The organism is Thalassospira sp. B30-1 (assembly GCF_015767575.1).
Lineage (GTDB): Bacteria > Pseudomonadota > Alphaproteobacteria > Rhodospirillales > Thalassospiraceae > Thalassospira > Thalassospira xiamenensis.
On sequence record NZ_CP065232.1, the window covers coordinates 1,972,912 to 1,986,950 of the forward strand.

13 protein-coding genes are annotated in these 14,039 nt (G+C 54.7%); 9 read left to right on the forward strand and 4 right to left on the reverse strand.

The genetic code is table 11. The features are described 5' to 3' along the window. Positions 1 to 42 precede the first annotated feature (42 nt). On the forward strand, positions 43 to 900 hold the full coding sequence (locus IT971_RS09565) for a type 1 glutamine amidotransferase (protein WP_063093992.1): 858 nt from the start codon (positions 43 to 45) through the stop codon (positions 898 to 900). Here IT971_RS09565 and IT971_RS09570 read toward each other — a convergent pair. After that, complete coding sequence (locus IT971_RS09570) at positions 897 to 1,847, reverse strand: carbohydrate kinase family protein (protein ID WP_063093994.1); 951 nt, start codon at positions 1,845 to 1,847, stop codon at positions 897 to 899. The two genes, IT971_RS09565 and IT971_RS09570, sit on opposite strands and share 4 nt — an antisense overlap. A gap of 145 nt (positions 1,848 to 1,992) precedes the next feature. After that, positions 1,993 to 3,588, reverse strand: a complete 1,596-nt coding sequence (locus IT971_RS09575; RefSeq protein WP_063093996.1) for a bifunctional UDP-sugar hydrolase/5'-nucleotidase — start codon at positions 3,586 to 3,588, stop codon at positions 1,993 to 1,995. A 600-nt stretch (positions 3,589 to 4,188) separates the two neighbouring features. Here IT971_RS09575 and IT971_RS09580 point away from each other — a divergent pair. From IT971_RS09580 to IT971_RS09595, 4 genes are read left to right on the forward strand one after another with little or no spacing between them, the layout of a single operon-like run. After that, on the forward strand, positions 4,189 to 5,184 hold the full coding sequence (locus IT971_RS09580) for a BMP family protein (RefSeq protein ID WP_037987537.1): 996 nt from the start codon (positions 4,189 to 4,191) through the stop codon (positions 5,182 to 5,184). Between the two features lie 49 nt (positions 5,185 to 5,233). After that, complete coding sequence (locus IT971_RS09585; protein WP_063094163.1) at positions 5,234 to 6,808, forward strand: ABC transporter ATP-binding protein; 1,575 nt, start codon at positions 5,234 to 5,236, stop codon at positions 6,806 to 6,808. After that, positions 6,805 to 7,923: an ABC transporter permease gene (locus IT971_RS09590; RefSeq protein WP_063093999.1), complete on the forward strand. Its 1,119-nt coding sequence runs from the start codon at positions 6,805 to 6,807 to the stop codon at positions 7,921 to 7,923. Before IT971_RS09585 ends, IT971_RS09590 begins: the two co-directional genes overlap by 4 nt. After that, positions 7,923 to 8,894 (forward strand): ABC transporter permease, encoded by a 972-nt coding sequence (locus IT971_RS09595; protein WP_063094001.1) that lies wholly within the window; start codon positions 7,923 to 7,925, stop codon positions 8,892 to 8,894. The genes IT971_RS09590 and IT971_RS09595 overlap by 1 nt, the downstream gene beginning before the upstream one ends. A 136-nt stretch (positions 8,895 to 9,030) precedes the next feature. On the opposite strand, the gene IT971_RS09600 is transcribed toward IT971_RS09595, so the two are convergent. Beyond that, positions 9,031 to 9,231 carry a hypothetical protein gene (locus IT971_RS09600; protein WP_063094003.1) on the reverse strand — a complete coding sequence of 67 codons (201 nt, stop codon included), beginning with the start codon at positions 9,229 to 9,231 and terminating at the stop codon, positions 9,031 to 9,033. Between the two features lie 21 nt (positions 9,232 to 9,252). On the opposite strand from IT971_RS09600, the gene IT971_RS09605 reads away from it, so the two are divergent. The 4 genes from IT971_RS09605 to deoA are packed head-to-tail and all read left to right on the forward strand — an operon-like array spanning position 9,253 to position 12,144. Then, positions 9,253 to 9,495 carry a hypothetical protein gene (locus IT971_RS09605; protein WP_063094005.1) on the forward strand — a complete coding sequence of 81 codons (243 nt, stop codon included), beginning with the start codon at positions 9,253 to 9,255 and terminating at the stop codon, positions 9,493 to 9,495. A gap of 27 nt (positions 9,496 to 9,522) precedes the next feature. Next, on the forward strand, positions 9,523 to 9,942 hold the full coding sequence (gene cdd / locus IT971_RS09610; protein ID WP_063094007.1) for a cytidine deaminase: 420 nt from the start codon (positions 9,523 to 9,525) through the stop codon (positions 9,940 to 9,942). Beyond that, on the forward strand, positions 9,939 to 10,745 hold the full coding sequence (locus IT971_RS09615) for a purine-nucleoside phosphorylase (protein ID WP_063094009.1): 807 nt from the start codon (positions 9,939 to 9,941) through the stop codon (positions 10,743 to 10,745). Before cdd ends, IT971_RS09615 begins: the two co-directional genes overlap by 4 nt. A gap of 58 nt (positions 10,746 to 10,803) precedes the next feature. Beyond that, entirely contained in the window at positions 10,804 to 12,144 is a 1,341-nt protein-coding gene (gene deoA, locus IT971_RS09620) for a thymidine phosphorylase (protein ID WP_063094011.1), read from the forward strand. Positions 12,145 to 12,211: 67 nt separating this feature from the next. On the opposite strand, the gene IT971_RS09625 is transcribed toward deoA, so the two are convergent. Then, positions 12,212 to 13,843 carry a GMC family oxidoreductase gene (locus IT971_RS09625; protein ID WP_063094013.1) on the reverse strand — a complete coding sequence of 544 codons (1,632 nt, stop codon included), beginning with the start codon at positions 13,841 to 13,843 and terminating at the stop codon, positions 12,212 to 12,214. Positions 13,844 to 14,039 lie beyond the last annotated feature (196 nt).

Below are 14,039 nucleotides of genomic sequence, written 5' to 3' on the forward strand. Positions count from 1 at the left end.
AAGAAACGATAACCGGAACAATCACGGGATCAGGGTGTTATCATGGAAAACGTCAGAAAAATCCTGATTGTAGATGGCAATCGCCACGAAGTGAATGAATTGAACCGTTCACTGGGGGGATCGCCATCGGGCGAGGGATATGAAGCGGCCCTGAGACGCCTTGATCCTGAACTTGATATCACGATTGTCCGGCCTGCGGATGATGGGCCGGACTGTCTTCCCGACGGTGTGAAGCTTACCGATTTTGACGGCATTGCGTGGACCGGTTCGGCGCTGAATGCCTATATCGATGAAGACGCGGTTTTAAACCAGTTGCCATTGGCAAGGGCAACGGTTGAATCCGGTGTGCCGGTATTTGGCAGTTGCTGGGGCATGCAGATTGTTGCCCGTGCGTTTGGCGGTGAAGTGCGCGCATCGCCCAATGGGCGCGAGATTGGCGTGGGCCGCATGATCCGCCTGAACCGGGCAGGGGTTGCGCATCCGATGTATCGCGGGAAATCGGTCTGTTTTTCTGCACTGACCGTGCATATGGACGAAGTATCGGTTCCGCCCAAGGGGGCGGTGATCCTTGCCGGGAACGAACACAGCCATATTCAGGCGTTTGTGATGGAAAATGACGGCCTGAAATTCTGGGGCGTGCAATATCATCCCGAATATACGCTGGCGGAACTTGCCGCCATTTTCCGGCGGTACGGGCAGCGCCTGATTGATGCCGGATTGTTCGCCGATCAGGGGGCGCTTGAAACCATGGCGACCAACTGGATGACGCTGCATCAGGACCCGGATCGGCGCGATCTTGCGTGGCAATACGGGATTGATAATGATGCGCTGCGCTATGAACGCAGATTGCTGGAACTTGGCAACTGGTTGAAGTATTCAGTCGGTAAAATTCGCAGTTAGATCGTTTCTTTGTAGGCGTTTAACGCGCGTTCCTGAACCGTTTTGCTATCAAGGTTCCAGACAGTTGTGCCGTGGGTTTTCGCCGTCAGACTTGCCATGGCAAGGCCGGTACCAATCGCGGCGTCAAAGCCGGTTTCCAGTTTGCTGAACGCCGACAGGAAGCCCGAATAAAACGCATCCCCGGCTCCATTGACGTCAACGACCTTGGTGGGCAAAGGACGCCAGAAGGCAGTTTCACGGCCATCGGCAGATACGACACCCTTGGCACCCAGCGTTATGACAATATGGGGAATGCCATGATCGCGTAGAACCGTGATTGCGTTTTTGGCATCATCAATGTCGTTGATTTCAATACCGGATAAAACTTTTGCTTCGGCCCGGTTGGCGATCAGGACATCAAGTTTGTCCAGAAGTGGCTTGAAGCGTGCCGATTTTGACGGGGATACGGTCGCGGCACAAAAGCGTGATGTGCCTTTCTGGTCGGCTAGCCAGATCAGCGTTTCGGTCGGCAGATTGGCATCGACCATCCACCAGGGCCAGTTTTGAATATTTGCCAGTTGATCAGCCAGAAGATCGTATGTCAGGCGGTCATAGATTTCGGCATCCATCAGGCCGAGGGCCAGTTCGCCGGTTTCGTCAAGGATGGCGGTGTAACCCGCGGTATGGCCGCCGGGGATTTTGCGGATTTGCCGGGTATCGATACCGATTTCCGATAAGGAGCGGATGATCTGATCGCCGTCGCCATCGTCGCCGACCGCACCCAGCATACCGACATTACATCCCAGCAACCGCAGGTGAACCGCGATATTGCGACTGACGCCACCGGGTTTTCGGTGCAGGGTCCGGACAGGGTTTGACGCCGCAGGCACGAATGTTTCCGTGCATTGCAGGGTTCGGTCAAAATGGGCTGCGCCAAGGCAAAGGATGTTGCTGGCAGGGTTGATCAAGATGATGCTCTGTTTATTGTTAAACGGTCTTTGATGGCTGGCGCAAAGTCATAAGCTGCGGGGTCAATTCAACGCAAGCAAAACAAGAAGGGCGGCGTACGGGATCATCGTGCGCCGCCCTTTGGCTAACCTGGTTAGTTCGGGTTTATTTCATCATGATACGATCATGGGTTGCCGGGATCATCGGCGAATTCATGCCGATATATTCCGCCACTGCCTGTTCAAGGTTCGGACCGAAATCATAGACATCGGTTGCGTTATCGCGGAACAGGGCATAACCATCCCCGCCATTGCGCATGAAGTCGTTCGAAACAACGCCATACGTTTTGGCCGGATCAATCGGAACGAAAGTACCGCCTTCATCGACCATAACGTTGGATATGCGCGATCCGACCGGTGCGTTAAGGTCCAGATCGAATTTCAGACCGGAAACCTGCGGGAACTGGCCTTTGCCCTCGGACACCATTGATACGCCATGTTCAAGGGACGCCACGACATCGGCACCGGTCAGTTTGAAGGTTGCCAGAGCATTCTGGAACGGCAGAACCGTCAGGACTTCGCCCATTGTCACGGTACCTTCGTCAATGCTGGCACGGATACCGCCACCATTCTGGATGGCGATCTGATACCCTTCGCCAGCTTTCCACAGCATGGCATCGGCAATCAGGGAACCCATGGCGCATTCCATCGCGCGGCAGCTTTCACGCGATCCATCGGCGGCCGTGGTGAAGCTTCCGACCTCAACCGTGCGAATGGCATCGACCGCACCGCTGACTTCGGCTATTTTCGCCAGAACGTCTTCGGCCGGTTTGATACTGGCATCAAGGGTGATCGGTTCGCCCGACCATGCCTTTGCAACGCCGTCATCGTCAAAGGTGACCTCAAGCGCGCCGAGATAGCGGCTATAGGCGTAGGCCTGAACGACCAGAACTGGTTTGCCATCCGGTGCGGTTTCAACGACCGGGTAGGGATAGTCGGCCTTTTCATTGGTGTTCGAGAAGAGCTGGTTGTCATGTCCGCCAACGATGACATCGATGCCGCTGACGGTTTTTGCCAGTTCAAAATCCTTGTAGGACCCGGAATGGCTCATAACGATAATTTTGTTGATGCCCTTCAGGCGCAGGCGGGCAACGGAATAGCGCAACGCCATTTCGGAATCGGTGATGCTGACATGATCACCCGGGCTTGAAATATCCGGGGTTTCTTCGGTCGTGATACCGATCAGGCCGATTTTCTCGCCCCCGACTTCGACGATGGTGTCGGGCTTGATGAAGCCTTCAAGGCCGGAACCGCCAAGCGGCTTGACGTTGGCCGACAGAACCGGAATTTTGCTGGTTTTGATGAAGGCGGCAAGAACATCGGGACCATCGTCGAATTCGTGGTTGCCAATCGTCATGGCATCATAACCCGCCATTGCCATCAGTTCGGCGGTCAGTTTGCCCTTGTAGGTCGAATAATAAAGCGACCCCTGGAACTGATCACCGCCGTCCAGAACAAGGACATTGCCGCCCATGGCGCGATTGTCGCGAATGGCGGTTGCAAGGCGCGCGTAACCGCCAAAGCATTTACCTTCGGTTTCGTCTTCTGCGCTGCAGCTGTTGTTGTATTTGGTAACTGATTCAACGCGATCATGAACGTCGTTGGTATGCAGGATACGAAGATCATAATCCGCAAGTGCCGAACCGGCACCAAAAGTCAGCATCGTGCAGGCCGAAAGAAGCCCGGCAATTTTCCGTTTCATTTTTTATCTCCGAACAAGCCGTTGCACCGGCATCCCTCGACCCGGTGTGGCATGAAAAGTCAAATCCCTGAACGCACGTGATCCTAGCATTAAAATTCTTTTGGGGGTACGTCCGGTTGATGACGTGACGGTTAAATTGTCGATCTGAATTTGTCTGGGCGGGGCGTTGTATTTTCATTTCAATGCAGAATCGGACGGCGCTGTTTTCGGACCAGCAGGCCGTATTGCAGAATTGGCGCGCGGTGCGATTGTGAAATTCTTTGAGAAATAGTATCGGCAGCGGCTGAAATGTCAGCGTTTGCTAATTCGGTAAAAACTAAGGGAAACCCCGCAGATAGACGGTATAATGACAAGCTGGGGTAGAATGAATTCTGACCGAATGGACAGGTTTTGTGTCAATGGTCCGTGCTCTGCTATTTACAGAGTACCGTATTTTGTAGTTACCATAGGCGTTCTGTAGCAGATACGCACAAGAGGCACCGGTATCCGGGGCAAAAAAAGCGGTGCTGCTGCATGAAACACTTTTTCGATGAGGGAGTCCTGCCGGTTAAGGGCGCTGGCGGGATATAAAAGAGAATCAAGCAATAGAAGGGCATCGGAATGAAAAAGCTTCTGACCTCCATGGTCGCGGCTGTTGCATGCTATGCAGGTGTAGCGAGCGCAGCAGAAATCAAACCGGCAGTCGTTTACGACATGGGTGGCCGTTTTGACCGTTCGTTTAACCAGGGCGCATATAACGGTGCCGAAAAATACAAGGCCGACAAAGGCGTCGAGTATCGCGATTTCGAGATCCAGAACGATTCGCAGCGCGAACAGGCAATGCGCAACTTTGCACGCCGTGGCATGAACCCGATTGTTGCAATCGGCTTCTCGCAGGCGTCCGCCCTTGAGAAAGTTGCAACCGAATTTCCCGACACCAAGTTCACGATCGTTGATATGGTTGTTGACCTGCCGAACGTTCAGTCGGTGGTTTTCAAGGAACATGAAGGTTCGTTCCTGGTTGGTGTTCTGGCAGCCATGGCATCGGAAACCGGCAAGGTCGGCTTCATCGGTGGCATGGACATTCCGCTGATCCGCAAATTTGCCTGCGGTTATGCACAGGGCGTTAAACACGCCAATGGCGATGCCGAAGTTTTCCAGAACATGACCGGTACCACCGGTGCGGCTTGGAATGACCCGGTTAAAGGTGGCGAGCTTGCGAAATCGCAGTTCGACCGAGGGGCTGACGTTGTCTATCACGCAGCAGGCGGCACCGGTGTCGGTGTTCTGCAGGCGGCGGCGGATGCCGGCAAACTTGGCATTGGTGTTGACTCCAACCAGAATGCCCTGCATCCGGGTTCGGTTCTGACCTCAATGCTCAAACGTGTTGACGTTGCTGTTTACGAAGCGTTCGACGCGGCAGCCAACGATACATGGAAGCCGGGCGTCACCGTTCTTGGTCTTGCAGAAGGCGGCGTTGACTGGGCGCTTGACGAGAACAACGAAAAGCTTATCACCGACGACATGAAAGCGGCTGTGGCCAAAGCCAAGGAAGAAATCATTTCCGGCAACCTTGAAGTCCACGATTACATGAGCGACAGCGCCTGCCCGATGTAAGGCAGGACGAACAAACCGGGGATTTGTAGTGTCGGATACGATGCATCAAATGCACGGCGCCGGGGAGACCGGTGCCGTGCAACCCGCTATTGAACTGCGCGGTATAGACAAGCGGTTCGGTGCGGTACACGCGAATAAATCAATCGATCTTAAAGTCGAAAAAGGCACGATTCACGGCATCGTCGGGGAAAACGGTGCAGGGAAATCGACCTTGATGAGCATTCTATACGGTTTTTATCAGGCCGATGGGGGCACCATCCATGTCGATGGCAGGCTTTGCGATATCAAGGGATCCGAAGACGCTATTGCGGTCGGGATCGGCATGGTTCATCAGCACTTCATGCTGGTTGAGCCCTTCACGGTTCTTGAAAACGTTATTCTGGGTGTCGAGGGGGGGGCGATCCTGCGCGAGGGCGTTGACAAAGCCCGCGAGGAGCTTAAACGTCTGGAGCGTGAATATGCGCTCGACGTTAATCCCGATGCCATTGTGGGTGATCTGTCTGTTGGCTTGCAGCAGCGCGTTGAAATTTTGAAGGCCCTTTATCGGGGGGCCGAAATTCTAATTCTGGACGAGCCGACCGGGGTTCTGACCCCGCAGGAAGCCGATCATCTGTTCCGCATTCTGGAAACCCTGAAACAGCAGGGCAAAACGGTTGTTCTGATCACGCATAAACTGCGCGAAATCATGGCGGCAACGGACAATGTTTCCGTGATGCGCCAGGGTGAAATGGTGGCCCATCGCAAAACGGCCGAAACCAGCCCCGAAGAACTTTCCGAACTGATGGTTGGCCGCAAGGTGCTTTTGCGCCTTGAAAAGGGTGAAGCCGCACCGGCGGCAACGGTTCTTGAGGTCGATAATCTGTGCATTGAAACATCGCAGGGTGTGCGCAAGGTCAAGAATGCAAGCTTTAAGGTGCGCGCCGGCGAGATCGTCGGCATTGCCGGGGTTTCCGGCAATGGGCAAAGCGAACTTCTTGAAGCGCTTGGCGGGATACGTGCGGTAACCGAAGGCCAGGTCCTGTTAAACGGGCAGGATGTGACGCCGGGTCGTGGTGTGGATACGGCCGAACTGCGAAAGCGTGGTGTCGCCCATGTGCCTGAAGATCGCCATCGCATGGCAATGGTGACGTCATTTTCTGCCAAGGAAGCCGCCATTCTCGGTTATGAGGATGACGCGGCCTATCAGAAGGGCATTTTCCTGAACTGGCATGCAATTTCCGATGCGACGAAGCATTTGATGTCGGAATTCGACGTGCGGCCAAATGATCCTGATCTGAAAGCAGCCAATTTTTCCGGCGGCAACCAGCAGAAGCTGGTTCTGGCGCGTGAAATAATGCGCGATCCGGAGCTTCTTCTGGTCGGACAGCCGACGCGCGGTGTCGATATCGGTGCCATCGAATTCATTCACAAACGTATTGTTGCGATGCGTGATGCTGGCAAGGCCGTTTTGCTGGTATCCGTCGAACTGGACGAAATCATGTCTCTTGCCGACCGCATACTGGTGATGTGTGATGGAGCCATCATCGGCGAAGTTTGTGCTGCTGATGCCAATGAACGGGTGCTTGGCCTGATGATGGCCGGGGTTGATCCCCATGAAGCCAAAGCTGCGGAGGGGCAGGCATGAGTGACAGTGTTCAACTGCCGCGCTGGATTGATGTCGGCGCGTTGCCGCTGCTTAATCTTTTGCTGGCACTCGTTGTTTCGGGGCTTGTTGTTCTGGCGATTGGTGAAAGTCCGACGAAAGTCGTTGAAATCCTGCTTTATGGTGCGTTCGGCTATGAAGAGGCGTGGGGTTATACGCTTTATTACACCACCAACTTCATTTTTACCGGTCTGGCTTTTGCGGTGGCATTCCATTGCGGTCTGTTCAATATCGGTGCCGAAGGCCAGGCCTATGTCGGGGGGCTTGGTGTTATTCTGACGACCCTTTACCTTGATTTCCTGCCATTCCCGATCATGCTGATCGTTGTAGTTCTGGCCGCGGCAATTTTCGGTGCGGCGTGGTCCTATATACCTGCTTATTTGCAGGCACGTCGCGGGTCGCATGTCGTGATTACCACGATCATGTTCAATTTCATTGCGTCGTCGCTGATGGTTTATCTTCTGGTCAATGTTCTGCGCCCGCAAGGGTCCATGACCCCGGAAAGCGAACAGATCGCTGAACATCTGCGTTTACCGTTCATTCATGACATCGCCGCGGGCCTTGGTCTGGAGATGGCAAGCAGCCCGCTGAACCTGTCGTTTGTTTATGCGCTTGTCTGCAGTATTTTGGTCTGGCTGTTCATCTGGCATACAAGATGGGGTTATGCGATCCGCACTGTGGGGGCCAATGCGGTTGCCGCGACCTATGCCGGGATCGAGCCGGGGCGATATATCATCATGGCGATGATGATTTCAGGTGCGCTTTCGGCCTTCATGGCGCTTAACGAAGTAATGGGTGTTCAGCACCGGTTACTGATCGATTTTACGGCCGGTTACGGCTTTGTCGGGATTGCGGTTGCCCTGATGGGGCGCAATCATCCGTTTGGTATTTTCCTGGCGGCGTTGCTGTTTGGGATGCTGTATCAGGGCGGGGCGGAGCTCAGCTTTGAAATCCCGACGATTTCGAACGATATGGTCGTGGTTATTCAGGGGCTTGTGATCCTGTTTACCGGTGCGATGGAACATATGTTCCGTCCGCGCGTGACCCGGATTTATACAGCGTGGCATTTGCGCCGCCGTGCGCAGGAGGCTGCATAATGGATAATTTTGAACTGGTTATTCTGCTTCTGGATGCGACACTTCGGACATCGACCCCGCTTATTCTTGCCGCACTGGCCGGGATGTTTTCGGAACGGTCGGGTACGATCAACCTGGCACTTGAAGGCATGATGCTGGGCGGGGCGTTTTCGGCTGCTGCCGTGGCTTATTATGTCGGAAATCCCTGGGCCGGCTTGCTGGCGGCAATCGCAACGACGATCTGCCTTTCGCTTCTGCATGGTTTTGCCTGCATCACGCATAAGGGAAATCAGGTCGTATCGGGCATGGCGATCAATATCCTGATGTCCGGTCTGACGGCACTTGTCGGGATTGCCCTGTTTGCGCAGGGCGGTAAGACTCCGTCGCTTGATCATGGATCGCGGTTCCAGCCGATTACATTGCCCGTCGCGGATGCCGTTGCCGATGTCCCGGTTCTGGGATCGATTTATTCAGAATTGCTGAGCGGTCATAACATTCTTGTATATGTCGCATTTCTGGCGGTTCCAGCCGCGTGGTGGGTGATGTATCGCACCCGTTTCGGTTTGCGTCTGCGTGCGGTTGGTGAAAATCCGGGGGCCGTTGATACCGCCGGTATTGGCGTGGTCGCCATGCGGTATCGCGCGGTAATTTGCAGTGGCGTTCTTGTCGGTATGTCGGGTGCGTATCTGTCGACCGCGCAGGGGGCGTCGTTCCTGCAGGATATGACGGCGGGCAAGGGCTATATTGCGCTGGCGGCGATGGTGTTTGGTAAATGGCGGCCTTTCCCGGCACTGTTTGCGTGCCTGCTGTTTGGTTTCCTTGATGCCGCGGCAACTAGGATGCAGGGCGTTATCCTGCCGGGGATTGGCGAGGTGCCGGTGCAACTGGTGCAGGCATTGCCCTATATTTTGACGGTGATCCTGCTGGCGGGCTTTATTGGCCGCGCCATTCCGCCCAAATCTCTTGGTCGTCCGTATGTGAAGGAACGCTGATCGCGTTGCGGTCAGCTTTCTGGTCCGGCATATCTGGCAAACGAGGCTGTGATGAATTGCAAACAGGTCTTTTTCATCATTGCCGTTCTGGCTGTTTCGCTGCCTGCCACGGTTTGTGCCGTGCAGGCCGCCGAAATTACGCCGACAGTTGTTTATTCGACCAGTGCAGCGTGGAACGAACACGACCCGTGGTGCCGAACTGGCAGCCACACAGATCGGTCTTGGTGCGGATGTTGCTTTGCAGCTGGCCGTTAGCACGGGAATTGGCATTTTGCAGATAACAGCGGATGCCGGAAAGCTTGGGGTTGTATCGGATGTAAACCAGAACGGACTGCATTCGTAATCGATTCTGACATCGATGGTTAAGCATGTCGAGGTCGCCGTTTTCGAGGCATTCGCGGCGGCGCGAGATGGGGACTGGAAACCGGGTATTCTCAGTCTTGGCCTTGCCGAAGACGGGGTTGACTGGACGTTAGACGATTTTAACAGGGACCTGATCACGCCTGCGATGAAGGATGCGGCCGATGCGCCGCGCAACGATATCATCAACGGCAGGATTACGGTTCACGACTATATGCAGGATGGAACCTGCCCGCGATAAGCGGTAGGAAAAACAGGATCAAGACACATGACATCGCAAACTGTAACCGACGCCCCGCGCGATTTGATTGATGCGGCACTTGCCGCGCGTGACAGGGCATATGCGCCCTATTCGAAATTCCACGTCGGCGCAGCCCTTCGGACGGAGCGCGGGCAGATCATTGCCGGATGCAATGTTGAAAACGCGGCCTATCCCGAAGGTGTTTGTGCCGAAGCCGGGGCGATTTCGGCCATGGTTTTGTCGGGTGAAACCAAGTTTGACGAAATCGTCGTTGTCGGGCTTGGCGATGTTGCCTGTACGCCATGTGGCGGGTGTCGTCAGAAAATCCGGGAATTCACCGGATCGGATGCGACGATTTATATCATCAATGATGCAGGCAAAACGCTTTTGACCCTGACACGTGAAGAACTTATTCCCCATTCCTTCGGGCCGGAGAATTTGAAATGAGCAACATCAAAGCCGCATTGGACATCATTGCCGCCAAGGCACCTGGCTTTAAGGCCGAGGTCGCACTTGTTCTTGGCAGTGGGCTGGGGGGCGTTGTTGACGCCGTCAGTGATGCAATCAAAATTTCCTATACCGACCTGCCGGGATTTCCCAAGCCGACGGTAGTGGGCCACGGCGGGCAACTGGTTCTGGGCCGTATCGCGGGCGTTTCCGTTGCCGTCATGCAGGGCCGGGCGCATTATTATGAACATGGCCGTTCGGATTTGATGAGCGAGCCGCTTGAGACATTGCGTGAATTGGGTGCAGACCGGCTTATTCTGACCAATGCGGCAGGGTCGCTTATTCCCGAGGCATCACCGGGGAACCTGATGCTGATTACGGATCATATCAGCCTGTTTGGGCCCAATCCGTTGATCGGATATCATGGCAATGATCGTTTTGTCGGAATGGATGTGCCTTATGATCCGGAAATCGGATCGGGTTTGAAAAATACTGCGGCGGAGCTTGGCATTAATCTGTTTGAAGGCACTTATTGCTGGTGCACCGGACCGAGTTTCGAAACGCCGGCCGAAATTCGCGCGCTTAAGGTTCTGGGGGCGGATGCGGTGGGCATGTCGACGGTGCCGGAAAACATTCTTGCCCGGCGTCTGGGATTCCGGGTGGCGGCTGTTTCAAACATCACCAATCTGGCCGCGGGCATGAGCCCGACGGCCCTTAGTCATGAACAGACCCTTGAAATGGCAAAAGAAGGATCTGCCAATCTGATCAAGATCCTGCTGCGTTATTTTTCAAGTGATGCGTGAAGATGTTTTGATCGGGTTTGGAAACGTAATTCAATAATAAGCGCGCAGGAGACAGCATATGCTGCCGCAGGAAATCATTCGCCGGAAACGTGAAGGCGAAGTTCTGACAGACGCCGAAATCGCCTTTTTCGTCAAAGGCATTGCGGATGAAAGCATCAGCGAGGGGCAGGTTGCCGCCCTTGCCATGGCGGTATTCTTTAACGGCATGACCATGGATGAACGTGCGGCCCTTACGCGCAATATGCGTGATTCCGGGACCGTTCTTGATTGGAAGGCGCTTGGCCTTGAGGGCCCGGTCGTTGACAAGCATTCCACCGGTGGGGTTGGCGACAAGGTCAGTCTAATGCTGGGGCCGATTGTTGGTGCGTGCGGCGCATTTGTTCCGATGATTTCGGGACGGGGCCTTGGTCATACGGGTGGGACGCTGGACAAATTTGATTCCATTCCGGGTTATCGCACCGCGCCGACCCTGGATGAATTTGCCAAGGTCACACGTGAAGTCGGTTGTGCCATCATCGGACAGACCGCCGATCTTGCCCCTGCGGACAAGCGTTTTTATGGCATCCGCGATGTTACCGCGACGGTCGAAAGCATTCCGTTGATCACCGCATCAATCCTGTCGAAAAAGCTGGCAGCGGGTCTGGATGCGCTGGTGATGGATGTCAAATTCGGATCGGGTGCGTTCATGAATGAATATGATCGTGCGCGCGAACTGGCCGAAAGCATCACCGAAGTCGCGACCCGCAATGGTGTGCCGACAACGGCCCTTTTGACCGATATGGAGCAGGTTCTGGGCGATACGGTCGGTAACGCGCTTGAAATGCACGAAGCGGTTGATTTCCTGACGGGCAAACATCAGGAACAGCGTGTTTATGATGTCACGATGGCGTTGGCAGCGGAAATGCTGGCACTGACCGGTGTTGCAACCGATGTTGCCGATGGGCTGCAAAAAGCCAGCGACGCCCTGACATCGGGCAAGGCAGCCGAGGTATTTGGTAAAATGGTGTCGGCCCTTGGCGGACCGGTCGATTTTGTTGAAAACACATCGGCCCATCTTGAGATGGCACCGATGATCAAGCCGGTACGTGCCGCAAAGACCGGGCGGGTGGTATCAATGGATGCGCGCAAGGTGGGGCTTGCGCTGGTTGCGTTGAAAGGTGGCCGGACACGTGCCGATCAGAAGATCGACTTTGCTGTTGGCTTTACCGATTTCATCAAGGTCGGGCAGACCGTTTCGACCGAAACGCCGCTTTGTATCGCCCATATCCGCGATCAGGCACAGCTTGACGAGGCGACGGCGCTGTTGCGCGAGGCAATCGTAATTGGTGATGGCGAGGTCGCCAGAACCGGTTCTGCCGCGGCAGTGCGCGAACGGATCGTTGCCCGCACCAAAGGGTGATCACACAACTGAGAATGCAAAAGGCCGGGTAGGGTGACTGCCCGGCCTTTTTGTTTGATCTGTGTGGCTAGTTTCGTGTGCTTTCCATGATCATGGCCGCGGCTTTTTCCGCGATCATGATGGTCGGTGAATTGGTGTTGCCCGATGTAATGGTGGGCATGATTGAGGCATCCGCAATCCGAAGCCCGTCAAGCCCGCGCAGGCGCAATTGCGGGTCAACCACCGATGCCGGGTCCGCACCCATGCGACATGTGCCAACGGGATGGAAAATTGTCGTGCCGATATTGCCTGCGGCTTTGACCAGATCATCCTCGGTCTCGTATGACGGGCCAGGTTTGAATTCTTCGGGCTGGTAGGGGGCAAGGGCGGGCTGATTGGCAATTTTGCGGGTCAGTCGGATTGAATCGGCCGCAACCTTTTTATCGGCATCCGCGCTCAGATAATTGGGTGCAATGGCCGGTTGATTGCGGAAATCGGGTGATTTCAGATGGATGCTACCGCGACTTTGTGGCCGCAGGTTACAGACACTTGCCGTAAAGGCCGGAAAGGGATGAACAGGATCACCGAACTTTTCAAGCGATAGCGGCTGCACATGATATTGCAGGTTTGGTGTTTCAAATGACGCGTCCGATTTGGTGAAGATGCCAAGCTGGCTTGGGGCCATCGACATCGGCCCTGATTGATTGAACAGGTATTCCAGCGCGATCCCGGCCTTTCCGACAAGGCTGCTGGCCTGTTCGTTCAAGGTCCGAATGCCAGAGACCTTGAAGGCGCAGCGCAATTGAAGGTGATCCTGAAGGTTTTCACCGACCTGTGCGCTTTCATGGATAGTCTGGATGCCATGTTTTTGCAAAACATCGCCGCGACCAATACCCGACAATTCCAGAATATGGGGCGATCCGACGGCACCGGCCGACAGAACGATTTCACGACGTGCCGTGACGGTTTCAATCTGGCTACTGCGGTCATATTCAACGCCCGTGACGCGACCGTTTTCAATGATCAGGCGACGAACTTGCGCATGCGTGCGCAGTTCCAGGTTCTTGCGCGACAGGGCAGGTTTCAGAAATGCCTTCGAGGTATTCCAGCGAATGCCGCGTTTCTGGTTGACGGCGAAATAGCCCGACCCTTCGTTATTGCCGCGGTTGAAGTCGGCGATCTTCGGGATGCCTGCCTGTTCGGCGGCATCCTGAAACGCATCAAGGATTTCCCAGCGCACGCGCGCCTGTTCAACCCGCCATTCGCCGCCTGACCCGTGCATATCATCTGAGCCGAGATAGTAATCTTCGGATTTTCTGAAATGCGGCAAGACATCATCCCAGCCCCAATCGTTACATCCAGATTGCCGCCAGTGATCATAATCGGCAGCCTGACCACGCATATAGATCATGCCGTTGATCGACGAACATCCGCCCAGAACCTTGCCGCGCGGATATCCCAGTGATCGGCCATTCAGGCCGTTCTCGGCCTCGGTTTTGAAGCACCAGTCGACATTCGGATTGCCAATGCAATAAAGGTAACCCACGGGAATATGAATCCATGGATTGGTATCCTTGCCGCCGGCCTCTAGCAGAAGAATGCTGGCATCGCCCATTTCCGAGAGGCGATTGGCCAATGTGCATCCGGCAGAACCGGCGCCAATGATAATGTAATCGAAGCTATCCAATGATCGAACTCCGTTGCGTGACGCGGGGATCATTCCGGACAGGGTAAGGTCGTGTGATCATGTTTTCTATCCTCCCAGTGGTATCGTTGTTTTGGCAGCACAATTGGCTGCATTTGATTTTAGCTGTAACGCTATCATTGATCGCCGGGATCGGAAATATAATCGATGGTGGGATGCGTTCCGCGATACGGAAAACTCCGAAAGTAATTGAAAATTGGAATAATTATAT

Bases quoted from the DNA above. Each gene is read 5' to 3' on its own strand.
- IT971_RS09565 (WP_063093992.1), top strand. From the start codon at position 43: ATGGAAAACGTCAGAAAAATCCTGATTGTAGATGGCAATCGCCACGAA.
- IT971_RS09575 (WP_063093996.1), bottom strand. From the start codon at position 3,588: ATGAAACGGAAAATTGCCGGGCTTCTTTCGGCCTGCACGATGCTGACT.
- IT971_RS09580 (WP_037987537.1), top strand. From the start codon at position 4,189: ATGAAAAAGCTTCTGACCTCCATGGTCGCGGCTGTTGCATGCTATGCA.
- IT971_RS09585 (WP_063094163.1), top strand. From the start codon at position 5,234: ATGCACGGCGCCGGGGAGACCGGTGCCGTGCAACCCGCTATTGAACTG.
- IT971_RS09590 (WP_063093999.1), top strand. From the start codon at position 6,805: ATGAGTGACAGTGTTCAACTGCCGCGCTGGATTGATGTCGGCGCGTTG.
- IT971_RS09595 (WP_063094001.1), top strand. From the start codon at position 7,923: ATGGATAATTTTGAACTGGTTATTCTGCTTCTGGATGCGACACTTCGG.
- IT971_RS09600 (WP_063094003.1), bottom strand. From the start codon at position 9,231: ATGCAGTCCGTTCTGGTTTACATCCGATACAACCCCAAGCTTTCCGGC.
- IT971_RS09605 (WP_063094005.1), top strand. From the start codon at position 9,253: ATGGTTAAGCATGTCGAGGTCGCCGTTTTCGAGGCATTCGCGGCGGCG.
- cdd (WP_063094007.1), top strand. From the start codon at position 9,523: ATGACATCGCAAACTGTAACCGACGCCCCGCGCGATTTGATTGATGCG.
- IT971_RS09615 (WP_063094009.1), top strand. From the start codon at position 9,939: ATGAGCAACATCAAAGCCGCATTGGACATCATTGCCGCCAAGGCACCT.
- deoA (WP_063094011.1), top strand. From the start codon at position 10,804: ATGCTGCCGCAGGAAATCATTCGCCGGAAACGTGAAGGCGAAGTTCTG.
- IT971_RS09625 (WP_063094013.1), bottom strand. From the start codon at position 13,843: ATGATCCCCGCGTCACGCAACGGAGTTCGATCATTGGATAGCTTCGAT.